The organism is Halobacteriovorax sp. HFRX-2_2 (assembly GCF_043196705.1).
In the GTDB taxonomy this organism is placed as follows: Bacteria; Bdellovibrionota; Bacteriovoracia; order Bacteriovoracales; family Bacteriovoracaceae; genus Halobacteriovorax_A.
Genome location: NZ_JBEBMT010000002.1, coordinates 872,028 through 894,211 on the forward strand (window position 1 = coordinate 872,028; position 22,184 = coordinate 894,211).

At 37.4% G+C, this 22,184-nt stretch carries 23 protein-coding genes, 1 tRNA gene and 1 pseudogene; 13 read left to right on the forward strand and 12 right to left on the reverse strand.

Going from position 1 to position 22,184, the window contains the following annotated elements:
* A partial coding sequence (locus ABMA79_RS09470) for an ATP-binding cassette domain-containing protein (protein ID WP_393092131.1) occupies window positions 1-935 on the forward strand: 935 nt, incomplete at its 5' end.
* A gap of 4 nt (window positions 936-939) precedes the next feature.
* Entirely contained in the window at window positions 940-1,980 is a 1,041-nt protein-coding gene (locus ABMA79_RS09475) for an aspartate kinase (RefSeq protein ID WP_393092134.1), read from the forward strand.
* Here the strand turns inward: ABMA79_RS09475 and ABMA79_RS09480 are convergent.
* The 6 genes from ABMA79_RS09480 to ABMA79_RS09505 form a co-directional block, all read right to left on the reverse strand.
* A complete protein-coding gene (locus tag ABMA79_RS09480) occupies window positions 1,910-3,076 on the reverse strand; it encodes an ATPase, T2SS/T4P/T4SS family (RefSeq protein ID WP_393092137.1) in 1,167 nt (388 codons plus the stop codon). The genes ABMA79_RS09475 and ABMA79_RS09480 overlap by 71 nt on opposite strands.
* A gap of 9 nt (window positions 3,077-3,085) precedes the next feature.
* Entirely contained in the window at window positions 3,086-4,420 is a 1,335-nt protein-coding gene (locus tag ABMA79_RS09485) for a hypothetical protein (RefSeq protein ID WP_393092140.1), read from the reverse strand.
* Between the two features lie 175 nt (window positions 4,421-4,595).
* On the reverse strand, window positions 4,596-4,886 hold the full coding sequence (locus tag ABMA79_RS09490; protein ID WP_393092143.1) for a hypothetical protein: 291 nt from the start codon (window positions 4,884-4,886) through the stop codon (window positions 4,596-4,598).
* Window positions 4,870-5,370 (reverse strand): hypothetical protein, encoded by a 501-nt coding sequence (locus ABMA79_RS09495; RefSeq protein WP_393092146.1) that lies wholly within the window; start codon window positions 5,368-5,370, stop codon window positions 4,870-4,872. Before ABMA79_RS09495 ends, ABMA79_RS09490 begins: the two co-directional genes overlap by 17 nt.
* A gap of 36 nt (window positions 5,371-5,406) precedes the next feature.
* A complete protein-coding gene (locus ABMA79_RS09500) occupies window positions 5,407-6,042 on the reverse strand; it encodes a hypothetical protein (RefSeq protein WP_393092149.1) in 636 nt (211 codons plus the stop codon).
* A 298-nt stretch (window positions 6,043-6,340) separates the two neighbouring features.
* Entirely contained in the window at window positions 6,341-6,511 is a 171-nt protein-coding gene (locus ABMA79_RS09505) for a Flp family type IVb pilin (RefSeq protein WP_021268293.1), read from the reverse strand.
* Between the two features lie 178 nt (window positions 6,512-6,689).
* On the opposite strand from ABMA79_RS09505, the gene ABMA79_RS09510 reads away from it, so the two are divergent.
* The 4 genes from ABMA79_RS09510 to ABMA79_RS09525 all read left to right on the forward strand — a co-directional run bounded on the left by ABMA79_RS09510 (window position 6,690) and on the right by ABMA79_RS09525 (window position 9,103).
* A complete protein-coding gene (locus tag ABMA79_RS09510) occupies window positions 6,690-7,403 on the forward strand; it encodes an SPOR domain-containing protein (RefSeq protein ID WP_392859932.1) in 714 nt (237 codons plus the stop codon).
* A gap of 66 nt (window positions 7,404-7,469) precedes the next feature.
* Window positions 7,470-8,534 carry a mannose-1-phosphate guanylyltransferase gene (locus ABMA79_RS09515; RefSeq protein ID WP_392859934.1) on the forward strand — a complete coding sequence of 355 codons (1,065 nt, stop codon included), beginning with the start codon at window positions 7,470-7,472 and terminating at the stop codon, window positions 8,532-8,534.
* Between the two features lie 8 nt (window positions 8,535-8,542).
* Window positions 8,543-8,743 (forward strand): hypothetical protein, encoded by a 201-nt coding sequence (locus ABMA79_RS09520; protein WP_392859935.1) that lies wholly within the window; start codon window positions 8,543-8,545, stop codon window positions 8,741-8,743.
* Window positions 8,744-8,818: 75 nt separating this feature from the next.
* Window positions 8,819-9,103, forward strand: coding sequence for a putative quinol monooxygenase (locus tag ABMA79_RS09525; RefSeq protein ID WP_393092152.1), 285 nt, complete (start codon window positions 8,819-8,821; stop codon window positions 9,101-9,103).
* A 22-nt stretch (window positions 9,104-9,125) separates the two neighbouring features.
* On the opposite strand, the gene queC is transcribed toward ABMA79_RS09525, so the two are convergent.
* On the reverse strand, window positions 9,126-9,839 hold the full coding sequence (queC, locus tag ABMA79_RS09530; protein ID WP_393092155.1) for a 7-cyano-7-deazaguanine synthase QueC: 714 nt from the start codon (window positions 9,837-9,839) through the stop codon (window positions 9,126-9,128).
* Window positions 9,840-9,857: 18 nt separating this feature from the next.
* On the reverse strand, window positions 9,858-11,624 hold the full coding sequence (locus ABMA79_RS09535) for a phospho-sugar mutase (RefSeq protein WP_393092158.1): 1,767 nt from the start codon (window positions 11,622-11,624) through the stop codon (window positions 9,858-9,860).
* A gap of 124 nt (window positions 11,625-11,748) precedes the next feature.
* Between ABMA79_RS09535 and ABMA79_RS09540 the strand changes: the two genes are divergently transcribed.
* Window positions 11,749-11,997, forward strand: coding sequence for a ferredoxin (locus tag ABMA79_RS09540; protein ID WP_021267936.1), 249 nt, complete (start codon window positions 11,749-11,751; stop codon window positions 11,995-11,997).
* 9 nt (window positions 11,998-12,006) lie between these two features.
* Here ABMA79_RS09540 and ABMA79_RS09545 read toward each other — a convergent pair whose 3' ends face one another.
* The gene (locus tag ABMA79_RS09545) at window positions 12,007-13,467 is read right to left on the reverse strand and encodes a hypothetical protein (protein ID WP_393092160.1); all 1,461 of its coding nucleotides are present in this window, start codon (window positions 13,465-13,467) and stop codon (window positions 12,007-12,009) included.
* Window positions 13,468-13,603: 136 nt separating this feature from the next.
* Here ABMA79_RS09545 and ABMA79_RS09550 point away from each other — a divergent pair, with 136 nt between their 5' ends.
* Entirely contained in the window at window positions 13,604-14,923 is a 1,320-nt protein-coding gene (locus ABMA79_RS09550) for a putative Na+/H+ antiporter (protein ID WP_392859944.1), read from the forward strand.
* A 54-nt stretch (window positions 14,924-14,977) separates the two neighbouring features.
* Here ABMA79_RS09550 and ABMA79_RS09555 read toward each other — a convergent pair whose 3' ends face one another.
* The gene (locus ABMA79_RS09555; protein WP_393057862.1) at window positions 14,978-16,030 is read right to left on the reverse strand and encodes a branched-chain amino acid aminotransferase; all 1,053 of its coding nucleotides are present in this window, start codon (window positions 16,028-16,030) and stop codon (window positions 14,978-14,980) included.
* A 15-nt stretch (window positions 16,031-16,045) separates the two neighbouring features.
* Window positions 16,046-16,333, reverse strand: coding sequence for a hypothetical protein (locus ABMA79_RS09560; protein WP_392909344.1), 288 nt, complete (start codon window positions 16,331-16,333; stop codon window positions 16,046-16,048).
* 126 nt (window positions 16,334-16,459) lie between these two features.
* Here ABMA79_RS09560 and ABMA79_RS09565 point away from each other — a divergent pair.
* Window positions 16,460-16,536: transfer RNA gene (locus ABMA79_RS09565), tRNA-Val, on the forward strand.
* A gap of 15 nt (window positions 16,537-16,551) precedes the next feature.
* Here the strand turns inward: ABMA79_RS09565 and ABMA79_RS09570 are convergent.
* Window positions 16,552-17,223, reverse strand: a complete 672-nt coding sequence (locus ABMA79_RS09570; protein WP_393092163.1) for a sensor histidine kinase — start codon at window positions 17,221-17,223, stop codon at window positions 16,552-16,554.
* A gap of 414 nt (window positions 17,224-17,637) precedes the next feature.
* Between ABMA79_RS09570 and ABMA79_RS09575 the strand changes: the two genes are divergently transcribed.
* The 4 genes and pseudogenes from ABMA79_RS09575 to ABMA79_RS09590 all read left to right on the forward strand — a co-directional run bounded on the left by ABMA79_RS09575 (window position 17,638) and on the right by ABMA79_RS09590 (window position 22,151).
* Complete coding sequence (locus ABMA79_RS09575; RefSeq protein WP_392859950.1) at window positions 17,638-19,293, forward strand: ABC transporter transmembrane domain-containing protein; 1,656 nt, start codon at window positions 17,638-17,640, stop codon at window positions 19,291-19,293.
* Between the two features lie 40 nt (window positions 19,294-19,333).
* Window positions 19,334-20,050, forward strand: a pseudogene (locus tag ABMA79_RS09580) (ABC transporter transmembrane domain-containing protein); the annotation flags it as partial.
* Window positions 20,051-20,278: 228 nt separating this feature from the next.
* The gene (locus ABMA79_RS09585; RefSeq protein WP_392860231.1) at window positions 20,279-21,025 is read left to right on the forward strand and encodes an ATP-binding cassette domain-containing protein; all 747 of its coding nucleotides are present in this window, start codon (window positions 20,279-20,281) and stop codon (window positions 21,023-21,025) included.
* A gap of 79 nt (window positions 21,026-21,104) precedes the next feature.
* Window positions 21,105-22,151: a DsbA family protein gene (locus tag ABMA79_RS09590; protein WP_392859951.1), complete on the forward strand. Its 1,047-nt coding sequence runs from the start codon at window positions 21,105-21,107 to the stop codon at window positions 22,149-22,151.
* Window positions 22,152-22,184 lie beyond the last annotated feature (33 nt).

The following is a 22,184-nucleotide window of genomic DNA, read 5'->3' on the forward strand; positions in this document are numbered from 1 at the left end:
CTGGTTGGCTAGAAACAAAAGCAAAACGTCTTGCTCAAGAAGAAAAGACTGAGTCTAAGAGACAAAAGGCCATGAAGGAAGAGCTTGAGTGGATTCGCTCTAACCCTAAGGCACGTCAGGCGAAGTCAAAAGCTCGTATCAAAAATTATGAGGAAAGAGCAAAGATTTCAAGTGAGAAGAGAAATGAAACAAATGATCTCTTCATTCCTGCAGGACCTCGTCTTGGTAATAAGGTAATTGAAGCACATGGTGTTTCAAAAGCATTTGATGATAAATTACTTTATGAAAACTTAGAGTTCTCTCTTCCTCCTGGTGGGATCGTTGGTATTATCGGTCCAAACGGTGCTGGTAAGACAACATTATTTAAAATGATTACTGGTCAAGAACAACCAACTTCAGGAACTTTTGATGTTGGTGATACTGTTAAGCTTGCTTACGTTGATCAAGGGCGTGATCTGGATCCAGAGAAAACAATCTATGATGTTGTTGCTGATGGAACTGAATTCATCAATGTTGGTGGCCAAGAAGTAAACTCTCGTGCCTATATCGCTAAATTCAACTTCTCTGGTGAAGACCAGAAGAAGAAAGTTTCTGAGCTTTCAGGTGGTGAGAGAAACCGTGTTCACCTTGCAAAGGTTCTTAAAGAAGGTGGAAATGTTCTCCTTCTGGATGAGCCGACAAACGACCTTGATGTAAATACACTACAGGCCCTAGAAAAGGCCCTAGTTGATTATGCTGGTTGTGCGGTTATCATTTCCCACGACCGTTTCTTCCTAGACCGTCTTGCTACACATATCCTTGCCTTTGAAGGTGATGGTAAAGTTGTGTGGTTTGAAGGTAACTTTGATGAGTACGAAGAAGATAAGAGAAAGCGTCTAGGTGATGCCGCTCTTAATCCTAAACGTTATACATACAAGAAGTTAACAAGAGACTAGAAACTTGAGAAGTGTATATAAATTTGGTGGCAGCTCTATTAAAAGTGCTGCTGCCATTAAGCAGATTGCAGACTTAATCCTAGCATGTCCAAATGATGCACTAGTGGTACTATCTGCAACCTATAATTCAACTAACGAACTTGAATCAATTTACTTTAAGGAAGAATCCGCTTCATTAGTTGAAGCCTTTTTCCAAAAACATAAAGTGATTGTTGACGAACTAGAGCTTTCCGTTGATCTCTCTAATTTTAAAAAAGAATTACTAGGTTATCTTACACTTCCTAAATCGAGTGCCACTCTTGACTCTATCTACAGTATTGGAGAACGAATCTCCACTTCGATTCTTGCAAGCTATCTTGAGCAACAGGGCAGAGAAGTCTTTCATGCTGATGCTCGTGATTATATTGTCACAAATCAAAATTTTAATGAGGCCAAGGTACTCTTTAAGAATACGAAGGCAAATTGCAATGAATTAAATAAGTACTCGCTAGTTATCACTCAGGGCTTTATTGCTCGAACAACTGATGGCCAGACGTCAACTCTTGGCCGTGAAGGCTCTGACTATTCTGCTGCAATCTTTGCTTGGGCACTTGATGATGTACAAGAACTTGTGATTTGGAAGGATGTAAAAGGTGTCTATGGACATGACCCTAAGGTGCTGACTAATGCTCCACTCATTCACAATCTCAGTTATCGCCAAACAAAACTTCTAACCAATAAAGGAGCTAAGATTCTTTTTCACAGAACGATGAATCCTTTGATTGAAGCTAATCTTCCTCTTATCGTTAAAAGTGTATTTTATCCAAACGAGGCCGGAAGCTGTATTAGCGATGCTAAAGAAGATCACTTCTGTGCAATCTCAACGGAAAAAGACGAAGCCTCTCGAAATTTTATCACTGTTTTTGGGCTTGCTCTTGAAGAGGCCAAGCTACTTAATAAGTCTTTCCAGCTAGACGAGAATAATGACGATTACTTTACGCTAGAAGTTGATGGCCAAGATCTTCGTGAGTGGATAGACCTTTTTGGTGATCAGTTATTTTCTTAGTTTTTGAATAAAGCGTCGAATAAATTGGACGATCTGCTTCACTACCGTGAACCTCGATAATTTCTTTTACTTCTTTGTTTTCAATAAAAACGACATGATCAATGCTTTGACAAATAAGCCTTAGGATTTGATCAAAGTCGATCCCATTCTTACTCTCTGAAAAAATCGAAAATAATGTAGTTAATCTTAGGAGAGTATCTTTTGCACTATTGGCGTGAATGGTACTCATCATTCCTTTGTGTCCAGTATTCATGGCCAATAGGAATGGAATAACTTCACTCGATCTAATCTCTCCCAGAATGATCCTCTTGGGTGACATCCTAAGAGCATAGCTACAATAGTCCTTTAGACTTTTTCCTTCACTTGGGTGTGAAAGTAGGTGAGTTGAGTGTGAGATATCACCATCTATTTCAGCGACATCCTCAATGATGACGTGATGTTCACCTTCTTGGCATAATGATTTACAGGCCCTAAGAAAACTAGTTTTCCCACTGGCCGTGGAGCCAGCAATAACAATATTTTTGTAATTGGAAATAAGCTCTGTCATGAGATTCTGTGCATCCTTATCTTCAGTGAAGTTTGAAACTTTAAAATTCTCTTGTGAGTGAACTCGTAGAAATGCCTTTGCTTGTGACTTAGGTGAAAGGCATGGGTGGGTAAGACTGACACGAAGATCAATTTCATTGCCACTTATTACTCGCGTATCTTTAAATGAGGCAAATGGTGTGTTGAAGCTCCAGTCAATACTTAGTTTCTGAGTAAGAAAGACGAGGCTTAGAACAAAATCCTCATTACTTAGAAATTCAACTTTTAGATTTAGGTTATCTTGCTTATGAACTTCGATATCACTAGGAGAGTGAATGATAAACTCGTTTGCATCATAAAGGTTTAAAAGGTCGTCAATATAGCTTTGATGGTAAACCTTATTAAACCAATCCTTGATGTCATCTAGATTTGAGATGTCTTTTTCTTGCAGATTATTTCTTTCTAAGGTCTCTAAAATAATTTCTTCAAAGTTTAAGTGAATCGTCTTTTTCGACTTTTCTGTGAGAAGCATTTTGAATTCACTGAAGAAGTATTGGTTAATTTGTGACATGTACTTTTCCTATTTTAATTTTGCGATAGCAATAATTCTTTTATACGTTTTAAATTTTGCGGATGAAGAAAAAAGTTTCCCAAGAATGGGAATTTGACCAAGAATGGGAAGTCTTCGTCCGGCGTTGTCATCAGTTGTTAAATCGATTTCAAACATTTGAATCGGAATTCCTTTTTCGATTAGAAAACTCGACTCTTGGGCACTCCCGTTTATATAAGTATCACCATTTGTTTGCCCCATTGGCCTCGTTAGCTTTGTGCTATATTTAACTTTGTATCTGTTGTTTATCTTTTCAAGTAGCATCTCAATTTTAAGTCCAGCAAATCGCCATTGAGTATTATTGCCATTGTTATTTGTTGTCGTGGTAAAAGGGATATCAGAACCCATTTGAACGGTAGACTTGTTATTTGTACGTAAAAGAATTTTTTGAATGGCCAGCGTCGACACATTATAATCAGTATCTCTAAAGACAATGCTCTGACTTTTGGCCAATGCTGATGCTCCCTCATCGAGTAAGTCGGAAAGGCCGACGTCGACTTGGTCGAGTCCAAAATTGATCTCTTTACCATCCATTCTTTCAATTTGTATGATTCTCATTTCGAGCTTATGGTTGACGAGATTATCAAACCTTTGAGATAGGAAGAACTTAACCATTAGCTTTTTTTGGAGTGGCACTAAGAACTTCTTATCTTTTAAGATCTCTTCGTTTGTAAAGCAGTGGATATCAATCTTGGATTTTTCACAGCGAATATCATCGTAATAGTTTTGAAAAAACTTGTGATGAATTTCGCCAATGATTTTCTTAGCGACTTTATCCTTAAGTTCACCCTTGAAGATAATACTCTTATTCTTATTGAGAAGTGGCCTAAGAACGAGGTACTGATCAAGTGTCGTAATATCTTGGGAAATGATTAACTTATCGCCTTTAATATCGCCATTAATACCAAAGTGACGAAGGTTGTTTAAGACCTCAAGTACCTTAAATTGACCTGATTTTGAGAGGACATAAACTTCATGTATCTTCTTCTTGCCTGAGTTAGTCCAAAGTGTAACAATCGATTGGCCCTGCATTTTTCCTTTAATGAAGAGCTTATTTTGGGCCTGAATTGCCTTGCTCGATAAAACTTCTTTATTGGAGATGCTGAAGTTTGTTATCCCTGATAATGAAATTTCAGTGACTTGGCCTATGGCCAGGGTAATTTGATTTGAGCCAGTTGCGTAAATATTGAAATTTACGATACATATTAAGCTAATGACTTTGACAAAAGGCAGGAAACTTAGTAAAAAGCTATACTCGAAAACTGTTTTTAATTTAGATTTAAATATATTGAGGAGATTTATCATGGTATCAAGAACTCGTATTACAAGAAACAAGCGTAATGCTAAAAAAACAAAAATGGGTGCTAAAAGAAAAGCGCATAACAGAAACAAGGGAACTACTCCTAAGTTTAAAATTCATCTAGATTAATATTTAATTATTTTTCAGATATAGAAAGAGGGCCAAGACGTTGGCCCTTTTTTATTGCCCAAATGTATTTTGAAGCACTCGCTTATCTTGTCTAACAACTAAAGGTTCAGCTTCTTCACCCTTAAAGCAAATGTGAAGTAGGGCACTTTTATAGATATCTTCACATGGGTTCTTCTTCTTTATAAATCGAAAATCTTCTTTCTTAATTCCATTCTTTGCCATTAATTCGCTAAGTACTTCAAACATGTGGTTTTTGTCAGAGTCGTATGTATAAACAATGACTTCACGTGCTTGAATGCTTGTACATAATAGGATTGTAATAAGGCTAAATTTCAATTTCATAAGCTCCTCCTTTGGATTTAGGTAGATCTGTAACTGGATAGGAATCTAGCTCTAAAGCCTTATAAGGAGCAATTCTATTCAAATCTGAAATAGAAATTTTTACGAGATAAATAGGGACTTCTTCATCGTTAAGTTTTTTCACGATCTTGGCCCTGTTTGTAATGTGTGTAGGGCCTGCATATAAAGATACATACTCTTCACTTCCCACAAGATTGGTCATCTCATTTATTTTAAGCTTAAGAAGTCTTTCATCTTTTGCCACTGTAATATGCTCCTCCGGAAGATTTTGTGGGGAAGGGATTGAAAGGATATAAGTGAAGATATTAGTCAGTACGAGGGCCACCCAAAATCTAAGGTAGAGGGCCTTTTTCATCTTTTCTTCCTTCTCTTTATTAAAGAGTAGTGGTGATGAAGGGGTGTCGCTATTTGATTGAGTTCCAGGTTTTGATGAAGTTTTGGATTTCTCGTTGTTTAGAATTTTCAATTTTAACCTCCAGGTTAATCATAAGAATTAATGTACTTACAAAAATTGAAGTCCATAATAGTCCTTCAATTGTTGAATACCCTTGGGTGCCATGTGTTTTGAGGTGAGAGTGAAATCGTCTAAAATTCTTCCCTCTTTGAGTTTGAATTTTAAGGTAATAACGAATGAGTGATTTTCTGATAGGTTACTCCCTGGGTAGTGAAAGGGCATAAAGGCCTTCCATTTCTTTTCAAAGACAGCTGAAGTATCGAGCCTTCTTTTGATTTTCCAAATTCTTTTTCCTAATGGGTCAGATTTTAAAAGACCTAGAATATTTGCCGTATCACACTCCGCTATGGTTAAGAGCTTGTAGCGTAGGAAGTAGCGAAGCGCACTTTGTAGGTACATAAGTCCTTTGGCCCCATACTTCATAAATGGCTTTAGCCACGCTGCTAGGGGAAAGAATTGAGCGTAAAACAGGCTTTTTAGGCCGACATTGATATAAGAAATTCTTTTGTAGAAAGACTTGTACTCAACAATTACCTTCTTTGAGCAGATATATGATTTATTGTAATACTTAATAATTTGGAGTTCTTCATAGGAGCGGGCCATATTTGAAAAGATGATGGCGATGAAGGCCATAAAAAATAAGACCGCTACTAGGGAAGTACTACCTCTTTCATCTAAGGCCATTTGAAAATCCTAAATGATGCTTCTCTTTTCGATACTTCAGGTATTTTCCATTTTTATTTTTTACAAACTTAATCCGTGTTTTTGAATCAAACCACCTCTCAAATGAGAGGAGGCTTTTACAAGAGAATGTTTTTGATGATTTTTTATTATTATGTGATTTTGACAATGAGTGCACATAAGCTTGAAAGACAATACTATTTTTACATCGATACTTTTCGCTAACAGCTGAGCTTGCGAGGAAGACAAAGACAATTAGAGTAATAGATAGAGTGTAAGAAAGTATTTTCATAATTGTGTATTAATTTACTTTGATACTCTTAGTGATCTTGTCAGATGCGTCTTCTAGTCTTTTTTGGACTCTTGTTCCAAGTGTTTTTACGGCCGTAATACAAATGATACCGACAAGGCTTGTGATGATCATATATTCCATAACACCTTGTCCTTTATTATTCTTTAAAATCTTTTTCATTTTCTTTCTCCCGGTTTGGCAAAGTTCATAAGACTTCACGGGTTATAAAATAGAAAGATGGGAGAGTCTTTATTCTGAGTCAGAATGTCGGGATATATTTCAAATATGAAATAAAGGATTATTTTTCCTAGTATTTTCAGCAAGTTGCTAATAATTGTGGAGAGATTAAAATATCCTTATGAACGATAAAAGTAACTTCTACGTATTTGAGAAAAAAGAAATCTTATTGGTTGTCATCTTTGTCATCCTGGTTGCCATTACATCATTCTTCTTTGGCCTAAAGATTGGATCTAATTATGCTTTTGAAAAAGCTGGGCTTAGTAATAAAGAGGAAAAAGCGATTGTTGAGCCAATGGATGAGAAGCAAAAGGTTGAGCTAACATCTCCAGAAGAGGAGAAGGTTAAAGAAATAGTTCAAGATAAAGAGACAAAGAAAGTTTCAAAAGAAGAATTAAATAAGAGAATTGAAGAATCATTAAAGCAGAAGATGGTTAATGAGTTTTCAAATGAGAATAAAGACTTCAATGATGTCGGCGTTCAGGATTCACCAGTAGATGAAGCTGTTGAGGAAAGGGCCGCAGAACCAGTTCAGCAACAAGTTGTCGAAAGTAATGCTGCTGAGGAATCTGTTTCAAAAACTGATGAGTACACTGGTAAGTACACAATCGTGGTTGGTTCATTTGAGTCGATTGATGATGCTAAGGAATTCGCTGAAGGTTTTAGAGTTCTAGGCTTTAGCCCAATCGTTAATGAGAAAGATGTACCTGGGAAGGGGAACCGTTTCCGCGTAAGTCTTGGGGCATTTGAGAGAAGTATTGAAGCAAAGCAATATGTTAAGAAGCACCCTTCTCTTTTTGCAGGGCGTGATTATTTCTTTACAAAATTCGACTAATTCACCATTTAGAACATTTACATTTTTTATGATACGATGCCCTTATACAATTTAAGGGCATTTTTTATGAATATTTACACACTTATTATGGCCGGTGGGAAGGGAACACGCCTATGGCCAGAGTCGACAGAATCAAAACCAAAGCAGTACCTTTCTCTCGTTGGAAATGAAACTCTACTAGGTCAAACTCTTGATCGCTTTGAAGAAAGTGTCGACTTGAAGAATCGCTTTATCATTACAACTCGTGACCAATCTGAGTTAGCGATTTCTTGCTCAAAAGATCAAATTCTTGAAGAACATATTATTTATGAACCAGCTGGGCGAAATACAGCTCCTTGTATTCTCCTGTCTCTTGCTGCCATTGAGGCCGCGGGGGCCAAATCGGATGATATTATCGCTGTTATGCCATCGGATCACGTCATCTTAAATAAGTCTGGCTTTAAGGCGAGCTTTGAGAAGGCCGTAAAGCTTTCAAGTGATACGCAAACGATTACAACGATAGGGATTCCTCCTCACTTCCCACACACTGGTTATGGTTATATCAAAACAAGTGAAGCAGTAGGTGATGGATTCAAGGTTGATGAATTTGTTGAAAAGCCAAATTTTGAGAAGGCCAAGGAATACTTATCAACAGGTAAGTATGTTTGGAATGCCGGGATGTTTATGGCGCCACTTGGTGTTTTTAAAGAAGAGTTTGCGGCGCACTCACCGGAAATGTTTTCTTTCTATGAAGAATTGAAGGCAAGCCTTGACGACGAGGCGAAGCTTGAAGAAGTATATAATAAGATTCCAAAAGACTCGATTGACTACGCTATTATGGAGAAATCAAGTCGTATCAGCTTAGTTAAGGCCGAATTTGATTGGAATGACCTTGGATCATGGGAGGCACTTGAACAAGTGGTTGACCGTGTGGAGGGAAACACTATAATTGATAGTAACGGAACTTTTTTAAAGGATGCGACAGGGAATATTATCTATGCTCCTGATAAGCATGTTTCTTTAATTAATGTCCAAGATCTTGTTGTTGTTTCCAATGATAAGGCCGTTATGATTGTGCCTAAAGATGATTCACAACGAGTAAAAGAAATTGTTCAACACTTAAAAGATAACAAACGCAAAGAATTATTATAGGAGAATTCATGGAAGTTGTTAAAAAAGTAGGCGAGTACACAATTGTTAAGAAAAGATCAGGTCGTTTTGCTGTTAAAGCTGCAAACGGAAAATTTGTAAACAAAGAAGAAAAAGTAAAAATTCTAACTGATGCAGGACTTATTACTGCTCCAGTTGCAAAAGTAGAAGCGCCAGCTGTTGAAGAAGAAACAGAAGCTGCTGCTGAATAACTAATTTAAAAACTAATAATCGAAATGGCCCCTAATAGGGGTCTTTTCTTATAACTTTAAAATAGGGAGTACTTTATGCTAGTTCTTATCGTTAATATTAAGGCTAAGTCTGATAAAACTGAATTGATTAAAACAGAGTTACTAAAACTAGTAGAAGAAACTTATAAAGAAGTTGGTTGTACTAAGTTCGACCCACACCAGGAAGAAGAAGATCCGTCGAGCTTTTGGTTATATGAAATATGGGAAACGGAAGCAGATTGGAAGGCCCATATGGAAACAGAGCATGTTAAACATTTCTTGGCATACTTTGATGAAAATGTTGAAAAATTTGATGTTAGAAGAGCAGAAAAATTAATATAGCTCCCAAAAAGGGAGCTTTTTTTTATTTCTTTGTTGTTTCTGAAAGATAGTTTGGTCTTTGATCGTACTCAATTGGATCTTCAATCCCTGCCTTTTGAAAGCCTCTAAGTCTTAGAGCGCAAGAGTCACAAACACCACAAGCTTTATCTCCACGAGCGTAACATGAATAAGAAAACTTAAGTGGAGCACCTAGGTCTACCGCTTTTTGTACAATCTCATTCTTTGCCATATCTATTACTGGAGTGATGATTTTGATATCACCATCTTTTGTTCCTTGCTTGATTAGCTCGTTGTAAGCTGCGTAGTAACTTGGACGACAGTCAGGGTATCCTGATGAGTCTTCATTAACTGCACCGATATAGATATTTTTTGCACCAACAACTTCTGACCAAGATACGGCCATCGCGATGATGTGAGTGTTTCTAAAAGGTACGTAGCTATCAGGGATTTCTTCTGATTCACCCTTGTATTGTTTTACATCAATTCCGTCGTCAGTTAGTGAGCTTCCACCAATCTGTTTAAGAAAAGATACATCAATTACCTTACGAAGTGATTTGTCGACTCCGTAATAATCTGCGATTTTTTGGAAACAATCTAATTCACGTTCTTCAGTTTTTTGTCCGTAGTTAAGATGAAGAAACGCAAGATTCTCATGCTTCTCATTTGCAATTGCAGCACAAACCAACGAATCCATACCACCACTAACTAATACAACTGCAAGTTTATCACTTTTCAAAATTTATACTCCTTAACCTTATAGTCCTTCAGCAGTTTCATTAATGAATGCTAGGAACTCATCAGTTACTTTTGAAGCCTTTGCTTTCTTCTCAGAAAGTTCGCCTTCTTTTTCTTGAATCATAATGTAGAACTTAATTTTTGGTTCAGTTCCTGATGGGCGAAGATACAGGCGGTTTCCATTTTTGAAGTGGTAACCAATAACATTACTTACTGGGTAATCCAGTTTTGACTCATCACCTGATTCAAGGTCTTTTACAATACCTGTTTGATAATCTTCTATAACGCGAATCTCCTGTCCGCACAAGCTTGTCGGAGCTAAGTCTCTAAAATGACTCATGATTCGTGTAATTTTTTCGGCCCCTTCTTTACCCTGGTAAACAAGATTTAGGAGAGATTCCTGGCTAAATCCAAATTCTTCGTAAATTTTATCGAGAGCTTGAATAAGGTTCAGACCTTGTTTCTTGAAATAAAGAGTTACTTCAGACATGAAAGTGATAGAAGCAACACCGTCTTTGTCACGAACAAAGTCGTGTGGAAGGTAACCGAAAGACTCTTCTGTTCCAAAGAGGAAGTTTGCCGAAGGATCTTCTTTTTCGATCTTATTCATTAGTCCGCAGATCCACTTGAATCCTGTTAGAGTAGAGTAAGACTTAACTCCGTACTTATCAGCGATAAGTTCTTGAAGAGGAGTCGTTACAACCGTTTTCACAAAGTATGGGTTAGCTGGCATCTTGCCATTTTCTTTAAGGTTGTGAAGCATGTAGTACAGCATCAGGATTCCGATTTGGTTTCCGTTGATGTATTGAGTTTCACCTTCGTGTTGGAAAGCTACACCAAGTCTATCTGTATCAGGGTCTGAACCAAATGCGATATCGGCACCTGTCTCTTTCATAAGATCAACGGCCATCTTCATTGCTGATGCATTCTCTGGGTTTGGAGAGCTTACAGTAGGGAAGCTTGAGTCTGGTTGAGCTTGTTCTTTCACAACTTCTACATTTGTAAATCCAAGTTGGGCAAGTGCTGTTGTACATGGAATAAGGCCTGTACCGTGAATTGGTGTATAAACGATCTTAAGGTCTTTTCCATCTTGCTTACACATTTCAGGATTTACTGTTTTAGATAGGATGTCGTTATAGAAGCTTTGTTCTACATCTTCACCAACCCAACTAATGAATCCATCTTTTTCAGCTTGAGCGAAGTCCATGAATTTAACTGCATCGTACGAAGTAATATCGTAGTAACGATTGATAATATTTTTGTCATTTGGTGGAGTAACTTGTGCACCATCATTCCAGTATACTTTGTAACCATTGTACTCAGGAGGGTTGTGAGAAGCTGTCACCATTACTCCGGCCTGGGCCTTGTGGTATCTTACTGAGTAAGAAAGCATTGGCACTGGATTTAGTCTCTTGTAGATATAAGACTTAATTCCATTGGCGGCCATGACGCTACAAACTTCTTTGGCGAATTCAAAAGAGAATTTACGAGAATCATAACTTACTGCAATTGATGGGTTAGTGATTCCAGTTTTTGCGCTATGGTCGAGAACTTCACCAGCAAGGGCCTGTGTTGCTCGACGAACAGTATACTTGTTAATACGATTATTTCCAGCACCAAGGATAGAGCGAAGTCCACCAGTACCAAACTCGATATCTTTATAAAATCTTTCTTCGATCTCTTTCATGTCATCTGCGTCAATTAATCCTTGGATTTCAGCGCGTGACTCTTCATCAAAATATGGGTTATTGGCCCAAGCATTAGCTTTTTCAAGGCTCGTCGTCATTTTAAAAATCTCCTGTGAAATTTATGATTGAGTATCTTGTGCTATATTCTCAAATCTAGTAGACTTAGGCAAAAGATAATCAATGAAATATTGTGTTGTGTGTTAATAAAATCAAGGAGTTAACATGGCAAATAAAGAAATGAAGCACAAAGATAATGTTGCTGGAAAGTGGTATTGTACTGACCCAGATGATGATAACGGAGAAGGATGCATTGCATGTAACGTTTGTTACACGGGTGCCCCTGAATTCTTCGCTGAAGATGAAGACGGAAATGCTTATATTGCTAAGCAACCTTCAACACCTGAAGAAGAAGAGTTATGCCAAGAGCAAATGGATGCTTGTCCTGTTGCTTCAATTGGTAATGACGGTTAATTCATTTAATTAGAATTTCATATCAAAAGAAATGAAGGCAGAGGTACGATCAACATTGACGCCTCTGTCTTGCGTCGAGTGCTGTACTTCCATTGTGATATTAGCATCATCAAATACTTCAAATGACCTTTGTGCTCTGAAGTCAACTTCCCCCTGAGAATTAATCACTGTTCCAGTTTTTATAATAGTCGTTCCTTGAAACCTGAAGTCATTGGCAATTGTCGCTGTCTGATTTGTGTCGTAGCTCATATCTGTTTCAATATCAAAATTTTGAAACTCCGGTGTGGCCACTGTAACTCCAGCAAGAAAGTAACCATCTGCTCTTGCTACGGCCCTTGCTGTGGATTTTCCTTGGTGCACTAGGTTTAAGTCAAGTTGCTGCTTATCTGTAGAGATATCTGCATTACTATCAATTGTGATGTCGTCACTATAACGATTAGATAGTTTAAGATTTAAGTTTTGTTTATTTGGTTTGATATCAAGATGGCCATCTAGGGTCGTATCCTCAGTAAGCTTACTATTGAGGTTTACATTAATTCTTTGTTTTTTGTCATTGATCTCTACCTTACTTGTAAGCTTTGTGTCCTCTCCAAGATTACTCTCTGTTTCCATCTCTAATAATGTTAGCGAAGTAGGGACGTAGTAGCTTTGCTCTAGTAGAAGTGCCTTATTGATTTTAACCTTTCCAATGAAAGTGTCATATTCTTGATCCCTCACGAGGGCCATCTCTGATTCATTATTTGTCTCAAGAGTTACACCTTCTGGAATATTTCTTTCAACATCTGTTGGCTTTATTGGATCAACATAAGTGTCATGTGGATAGTAGATCTGAAAATATGGTTCTTGGTCTTTTATAAAAACAACCTTAATAAAGATATCTTCGCCAACTTCATCTGTAGAGCGAAACCAAGTAATTCTAGTTTTCGTTTGTGTTCTAGGGGCGAGGCTTAGGGATGAGAACTCACTTAGTGCGATATCAGAAGTGAAAACTAATTCGAAGTCATCAAAATCTCTTGTATTGTAGCGTTCTTTGCCGCTATCAAAGTCACTCTCGAGACAAGAAACTTCGCCTAATTTATCAACCGTTTCAATATAGGTGGCAATGGCCTTAAGCTTTAAGGCCTTTTGCTTGACCTTAATACTTGGTTTTGGATTGTCTTCATTTGCCTTAGCGACAATGTCTGAGATATTTGAAGCTAGTTCGGCCATGTCTCGACATTGAATACAAATCTCTGCGCTAGCGCTATTGTGCCTTGGAATGTCGTCAGAAACTGCATTTTCACGCCTAATCGGAATATATTTAGGTGACTTTGATTTTGTGATTCTAACAATATCTTTGACTAGGTCTTTGGCCTTTATCTGTCTTCCATTAACATCAATCTCTTCTTTAAAGAAACTAGGCTCAATGGCCAGAGCATTGACTACAACTGAAAATGCGAGAATGGAGATAGAGATTCTTTTTAATAGCACGACTTCTTATCGGAGTTGGTTTAGAAAAAGTTTACAAAAATAGTAAATTATTTTAGGTGTTTGGAAATTTCAGTACTTGCGCACCTTTGCCGACAAGAATAAAATAAAGAGGATCACAATTTACAAAGGAAGTTTCATGAATCCAACAAATCTACAGCTCGTAGGGACGATTCTATTCGCATGTGCAATTTTGCACACATTTCTAGTTTCAAAAATTCAACATTTAGCTCACAAGTATCCGGAAGGATCAATGATGGAAAACCTTCTTCACTTCTTAGGTGAAGTCGAAGCAGTATTCGGTATGTGGGCCGCGGCCTTTATTGTTTACTATAGCGCCACTCAAGGTTTTGCAGTTTATGATAATGCACACCAGGTTATTGGTGGGGCACTTAAATATCTTGAGCAAGATGTAAACTACACAGAAGCGGCATTCGTTTTCGTTATTATGTGTATGGCAGGGACGAGGCCAATCATTATGCTTGCTGAAAAAATTATTGGGATGATTGCAAAGCTTATTCCAATGCCTGGTAAGATGGCCTTCTATGTTTCAGCTCTTATTATTGGGCCAATTCTAGGGTCTTTTATTACTGAGCCAGCTGCTATGACAGTTACTGCTTTAATCCTTTTAGATTACTTCTTCTCTGATGAGAAAATGAGTCTTAAGTTTAAGTATGCAACGATTGGTCTACTTTTTGTAAACGTATCAATCGGTGGAACACTTTCTCACTTTGCTGCACCTCCTGTACTTATGGTTGCTTCAAAATGGCACTGGGGATTTGTTCACATGATTACAAACTTTGGTTACAAGGCAACAATTTCAATTATCATTGGAACTCTAATTATTGCATTCATGTTTAAAAATGAACTTCAAGGAAAGCTTGAAATTAAACAAAAGCATGAGAATTGGATGGCACCAACTTGGTGGATGACTCTAATTCATATTATCTTTATGGGGCTAGTTGTTTTCTCTGCTCACCACATGGTTTTCTTCCTAGGTCTATTCCTATTCTTCCTAGGTTTCACAACTGTTACAAAAGAGTACCAAGACGAAATCAAGCTAAAAGAATCACTTCTTGTTGGTTTCTTCCTTGCTGGTCTAGTAACTCTAGGTGGACAACAAGGTTGGTGGCTACAACCAATTCTAACTAAACTAGGTGACTTTGTTCTTTTCGTAGGTGCAACTTCACTTACTGCTATTACAGATAACGCAGCTCTTACTTATCTAGGGACGCTAGTTGATCTAACAGACTCAGCTAAGTACAACCTAGTTGCTGGTGCTGTTGCCGGTGGTGGTTTAACTGTTATTGCTAACGCGCCAAACCCAGCTGGTTTTGGTATCCTTAAAGGGACATTTGGAAAAGATGGGATTAACCCAGGTAAGCTTCTTCTTGGAGCACTTTTCCCAACAATCCTTGCAATGGTTATGTTTCAAATCCTTCCAAATTTAGCGAAGTAGAAATACAAAGGCCCTCAGATGAGGGCCTTTTTTTTATTTCGTCATTTTTTTATTTTAAAGATCAACAACCCAATTAAAAGGGTCTTCAATCGTTTTTTCTTGAATACCCAGTAGAGTTTCACGAAGCTCTTTTGAAACTGGTCCAAACTCTTCTTGAATATTATAGAACTCACCAGACTCTTCATGTAGAGAGCAAATTGGCGTGATGATAGCGGCAGTTCCGCAAGAGAAGCACTCAGTACATTTCTTCGACTTAATATCTTCAATTAATTCATCAATGCTAATCTTTCGCTCAACAACTTTGTAACCCTTGTGACGAGCAATATCGATGAGTGAACGACGAGTGATTCCATCAAGGATTGTCTCTGTTAGTTCAGGAGTGTGAATTTCACCGTCAATGACAGCAAAGAAGTTCATTCCACTTAATTCCTCAATCGACTTACGGTCACTGGCCGATAGCCATAGAGTTTGGTGCAGGCCAAGTTTAAGAGTTCTTACACCAGCGTTTAGGGCACCAGCATAATTACCACCTGTTTTGGCCGTTCCCATTCCTCCTGCACATGCACGAATCATATTTCTTTCAATAAGAAGCTTGTAGCTTCCACCTGAAAAGTATGATTCAACAGGTGAGGCAATTACCATGAAAAGAAATTCTTCACTTGGTTTAATCCCAAGGTTATTTTCTGTGGCAATCATAAATGGCCTAATATAAAGAGACTCACCACCACGTTTTGGAATATAGTTTTCACCCATTTTAGTGATTGTATTTACAGCAGCAGTAAAGATTTCTTTTGGAACTTCTGGCATTGCCATTCGTTTTGCCGAGTGATTGAAACGCTTGTAATTTTCAAGGGGCCTAAAAAGATTCGGTCCATTGCCTTTAAAATTATAGGCCTTCATTCCTTCAAAGATTTCTTGTCCATAATGAAGAACTTTACATGTTGGATCTAGCTCCAGCTTGCCATAAGGCTTAACTTCAAGCTCGCCCCATTCTCCACGTTTGTATTCACATGTTGCCATGATTGGAAGTAGTACTTTTCCAAACCCTACATGATCAGGCATTGAAAAGTTTTCGATTGCTTTTTTTGCACTATCTAAAATTATCATTAAAAATCCTTATTCTTATTTACAGTGGTAGCCAAGTCCAAAAACCTTCCACACATTTCCTTCGTTCACAGATTCTTTAATCCAGATTGTGTCTCCACCTTCATCTGCAACTAGATTAATGGCATGGTTTACGGCAAGGTCTTTAATTCCATTTTCATTCTCACCAACAACATTTGTAAAAGGCTTACAGTTTTTATGGCGTGGCTTTTGATATGTTACTTTTACTTTTTCTCCAGCAGGAGTCAGCTTTGTTTTTGAAACAGCACAACTAGATAGAATTAATATCATAATAATATTTTTCATTATTCCTCCATGATTTTTAGTTATACTAGCAAAATTGCAACGATGTTGCTTAGGTGTGTGCGTCAATTTTATCTTTTGACGAGTTTGGTGAATTAGAATATTATTTCCCTACTTTAAGACACTTGTAGGACTATAGCTCAGTTGGTTAGAGCGCTACCTTGACATGGTAGAGGTCTGCAGTTCGAATCTGCATAGTCCTACCATCCTCCCGAATCCATTTATTGATTTACTTCACGCAAAGGCTTTCTCTTTTGTTTAGGTTCTGTTTTTGATTTTTCAACGTTGTCTTGGTTATTCGTTGCAGCGTTAACGAATGTCATGGTGAAAGTAGAGCCGATGCCATCAATATTATTAAATGCCTTGATATTTCCCCCATAGAATTTCATATATTTTTTAACGACGGGTAGACCAAAGCCTGAGCCTTCTTCTCCGTGAGTACCTTCTCGGTGGGTCTCATTAGTAAAAGAGAAGAGACTATTTATCATTGTTTCAGGGATGCCGATTCCCTGGTCAGTTATATCAACACGTATAACAGAGTTTCGTTGAGTAACCCTTACCAAAACTTCTGAGCCTTCAGGTGAAAACTTTGAGGCATTAGTAAGAAGGTTGCTAAAGACGCTATGACAAAGTGATGATGGTTCTGCCATGGCCTGGATATCTTGTTCCTCAAACTCGACACGGATATGTTGACTCTTTTTTTCAAGTCTTTTTCTAATAAGTTGTATTGAATTTTCAATGGATTCTTTTAATGGGACTGGTTCTAATTTGATATTTGATTTACCGGATTCAATTGATTGGATTTTACGAATATGTTGAATAAGCTCGGCCATATTCTCAATGACGCCACTTACGCGACCCAGATTTTGTAGAATTCCATCCTTGTCTTTCATGGCTAATAATGACGAGTCGCTGAGCAATGAAAGAAGGGTCGTGGAATTGGATAAATCGTGAAATAAAACGGAGAGTAAATGTTGCTTTTCTTCGAGCCTTCGCGAGAGGTCACGGCCTTCAACTTCAAGCTGTTTAATTTTGATGGCCTGATGAGTGATGACCATAATTGAACAGAGAATTAAAATCGTTAGTAAGCTTACGAGATAGATCACTTTCTTTCCTTAAACATAGTTTTTGAAACTTAGTATTTTATGAAACCAATTAATTTTGTAGGATTTTAGCTAGCTTTATTCTTATAACCAAGTTTGAGAAGGTAAATTTAACTTAAATTAAGAATGTATTTTCACATTTCATTTCTGCGAGCAAGAAACAGAAAGGTGACTGATGGGTGTAATTCAAGTAGACTTGCTGGAATGAAAGACTATCTTAATAAAAAGTTAACATCACTGGTGGTGACGCAGTTTGTCCAATACTGGTACTTCTATATTGGGGCCTTTATTTGCCTCTACCTTACTCACAATATCCAAAGTGAACTTCCTTTTATAGCAAAGGACTTGGCCGAGAAAATTTCAAAAGGTATCTCTATTCCAGTAGGGCATTTATTCTTATTGGCCTTGGGAATTATTGTTTTTAGAACTTCATCGAGGCTATTATTCTTTTATCCTGCAAGGGTTCTACAAAAGATTCTACGTTTTGATTTGATGAAGAAATTAGAGAAGGTAAGCCCTTCTCGTTATAAAGACTATCCAAAGGGACAAATCTTTCAAATTATTGGTGGTGACCTTGAGCACGTAAGAGCATTGATTGGTTTTGCTCTCCTGCAGATTGCAAATATTATCATCGCTCTTTCAATTCTAGTTCCAAAACTTTTGAGTTTTAATAAAGAGCTTTTTATTGCTCTTCTTCCGATGTTTGTAGCATTTATTATCTTCAGTGCCATCGTTTCAACAAATCGAAAGTTTTACCGTAAAACTCAAGACCTTCAAGGTGAGGTTCAAAATATCATTATTGAAACTTACGCAGGAAAGAAGACGATTAAAAACTTTCACGCGGAGAAGGCCTTTATGGACCTCTTTGCAAAGAAGTCCTTGGAAGAACTTGATAACTTTTATGAAGCAGGTAAGCGTGTTGGAATTTCGATTCCTCTTATGCCTACAGGTGTTGGACTATCGCTAATCTGGGGTGCCTATATTATCTTTACTGAGCAATTAGGAGCATCCTCGCTAATTCTATTCTCTGGTTTTGTTTACTTATTCCTAGAGCCAATTATGTTTCTTGCTTGGATTGGAGTTGTCTTTACTCGTTCGGCAGGAGCGTGGGCACGAGTAAGGGAATTAGTTGCTGTCCTAGATAAAGAAAGTGAACTTGAAACAATGCTTAAAAGAGAATTCTCTTTTAAAGAGAAGAGTGAATCATTTGAATTACAACTTCCGTTTTGGGATAACGATATTAATCTAAAGATTTGGAAAGATGAAAAGAATGCAATCGTTGGAAAAACGGGTTGTGGAAAGTCTGAGTTACTCGTTAAGATTTCAGAAGTTTTAAAGATGCAAGGTCGCAGTACGAGCTACGTTGCTCAAGACCCTTATCTTTATAATGGAACTATTTTAGAAAACTTAGCGCTAGGAAGAGACTTTAATGAAGAGCAACTTTCTAAGGCGTATGAGCTCTTAAAAATCTTTGGCCTGGATTACTTAGCATCTGATCGCAAGAGCTTGTTTAACCTAGTTGTAGGGGAAAACGGCAAGAGGCTTTCTGGTGGTCAGATTAAACGTGTCTCTTTAATAAAGTCACTACTTTTTGAGAGTGAGTTTATTGTTTGGGATGATCCTTTTTCTTCGGTTGATGTTGTTCTAGAAAGAGAGATCTTAAGTCAACTAAATGCTATGAAGATATTTGAAGGTCGTACTCTTATTATGTCGACTCACAGATATACAACAGCAGTACAGTGTGATCACTTAAGTTTGATCTGCGAAAGTGAAGGGCTAAGAGAAGAGTCAAAAGTTGTCGACTTTACACAAAAACAAGAAGGAGGAATTTATGAGCACTTTAGAAAACAACTCATCTAAATTCCTATTATATAAAGGTAGTGGGAAGTATTTAATAAGCATGGTGGTATGCCTTATTATTTCAAGTGCGCTTGGTGCTGCACTTCCACAATTAATTACAAAATTAACTGCAAATTATGAAGTTGAAGAAGTTTATCGTCAGACTCTTGGGATCATGACGTTTATCTTTTTGGCAACAGCTCTAAATCGTGCTGTTTATAACTTAATTATCAACCGCTATGTTGTAGGCCTAGTTCAATTTGTTAGAACTCATTGTTACGGAAAGTGGCTTTCAAGTGTTGAGCTTCAAACATCAAAAGAGAATCGTAATGATCGCTACCCTCAAGGAGAGGTTTTAGCTCGTATTATGAGTGATACGGAGAGTTTGAGAGAGCTTGTGACTTCAGGTACTTTTGGAATCATTATTGATATCTTCTTTGTGGTTGCTTCACTCATTAGTTTTGTGAGCCTTAATGCTGTTGCTGGAGTATATCTTGCAGCAATTCAATTTGGGGCCTGTTTTGTTTTAATTTGGTGTTCTAAGTATATGCGTGCCGTTTTCTTAAGTGTTAGAAATTCACGCGCTAAACTTTACCGTGTTGTTGCAGACCTGATTGGTGGTGTGAGAGAAAATTACTATAATCCGGCAGATCAATATACGTCGAAGAAGTCTTTATTTGTTTTTGATGAATTTCTTAAGAAGATCCTTTCTTCAAATGTTTGGGATGCTTCTTACTACTCATTTGCAGAGTCTCTCTTTCCTGTATTCTTGGCCTGTGCCATCTTCATCATACCAAATAGTGGGATTACTCAAGTTGCATTAATCTTTGCTCTTATCGATTTAATTCAGCGTTCAATTAATCCTATTAAAGATGTTTCATCAAAAGTTGCCAATATTCAAAGAGCAGCGACTGGGGTTGGACGCATCAACGAATTCCTTGTTGATTTAGGTAAGGAGAAGTCTTCCGATATTAATGCAAAGAGACGCCAATATGATGTTGAAAAAATGCATATTGAAATTCAAAAATTTACTTATCCTGCCAAAGGGGAGAATTCCACACCATTTACATTAGAAGATATTTCTTTTGATTGTCGCCAAGGTGATCTCATCGGTATCGTTGGGCTTTCTGGAAGTGGGAAATCGACTCTTCTAAATATCATGGCGGCAAATATTATTCCTGATGAAGGAAAGGTATTTGTTGAAAATCACAGTGGAGTTAAGAAAGAATATAACTTTGATTATATTGATGACTTTAATGAATACCGTGAACTAATTGGAATTGTATCGCAAGACTCACATATCTTTTCTGAAACTGTTGAGTTTAATATCACAATGGGACAAGCAGGCTTTGGAAACTTTGATGCCTTCTGGAGTGAAGTTTGTGAGCAGATCTCTTATCTTTCGAGATGGGGCATAAGGCCAGATACTGTGCTTGACCAAAATGAGATCTCACTTGGCCAAAAGCAGCTTATATCGGCGATTCGCTCGTGTTATTTAAAGAAGCCAATTGTTCTTTTTGATGAAATTTCTTCTTCTTTAGATAGTGATCTAGAAGAGGCGCTTCGTAAAATGATTCTCTTTGTTCAAAAGCAGGCCGTTACAATTATCGTGGCCCATCGAGTAGAAACAATACTTGATGCTCAGCAGATACTTGTTATGGAAGGTGGAAAAATAATTGCTAAAGGCGTCCATGAAGAACTTAAAAATACTTCGCCGCAATATGATCTATTTGTGAAGCAATTATCGAATTGACAAAAAAATGACGTGAACACTAATGCATTATTTCTCTTTTTTACATATAATTAGTTTAAATTGATGTAAGGAGATCATTATGTTTAAAAAATCCAAGCTAGCTCTTGGCCTAGTTGCTATTTCTGCAATTGGAATGATTGCGTGTACGAGCGAAGTAAATTCAAAACCAAATTTCTTATTTAAAAAGGCACCAAATGCCACTGCAGTGATTAAATTCAATGGAAAAGAAGTTAGTCATGATGAACTTTTTAAAGGTTCTGAAGCAGAATTATATGAGGCCCAATTAAAAGTTTATGAAATGAAACTGGGAAAGGTTAAGGCCTATCTTTTAGAGAACTTTAAAAATGAAGATCCAGCAAGAAGTTCAATGTCGATGGAGCAGTTCATTGATGTAGTTGTTGCTAAAGATGTAAAGGTTTCTGATAAAGAAATTAATGAGTTTGCTAAGGAAAGAAATATTCCTGATGTAAATCCTCAACTAAAGGCAAGAATTGTTGATTTCTTAAAGAACACAAAAAAGCGTGATGCGATTGAAGCATACCTAGCGCAAAAAACTAAGAATAGTCCGGTTGAAATCTACCTAGAAAGACCAAAGAGACCTCGTTTTGAAATTCCTGTAACAGGTAAAGAGCCGATGTTTGGTGGAAAAGATGCGGCCGTTGTTATTACTGAATACTCTGACTTTCAGTGTCCATACTGTGCTAAGGGTGTTGAGATCATGAATGAAATCAAGAAAACTTATGGAAATAAAGTTAAGATCGTTTTCAAAAACTTCCCACTAAACTTCCATAAAGACGCTGCAAAAGCTGCGGAAGCTGCACTTTGTGCAAATGAGCAGGCGAGTGAAAAATTTTGGAAGCTTCACGATTCAATGTTTGCTGACCAAGCAGGACTATCAGTATCTGGACTTAAGGCAAAAGCGAAAGCTGTTGGCCTAGATCAGAAGAAATTTGATGAATGTCTTGATTCTGGACGTATGAAAGCAGAAGTTGATGCTACTGTTAAAGAAGGTGTTGATGTAGGTGTTAAATCAACTCCAACATTCTATGTGAACGGTATGCTAATTAATGGTGCACAACCATTTGAAGTCTTCAAAGAGCTTATCGATTCTGAATTAGGAAAATAATTTAGAAATACATTACTAAAATAGTCTGAAAGA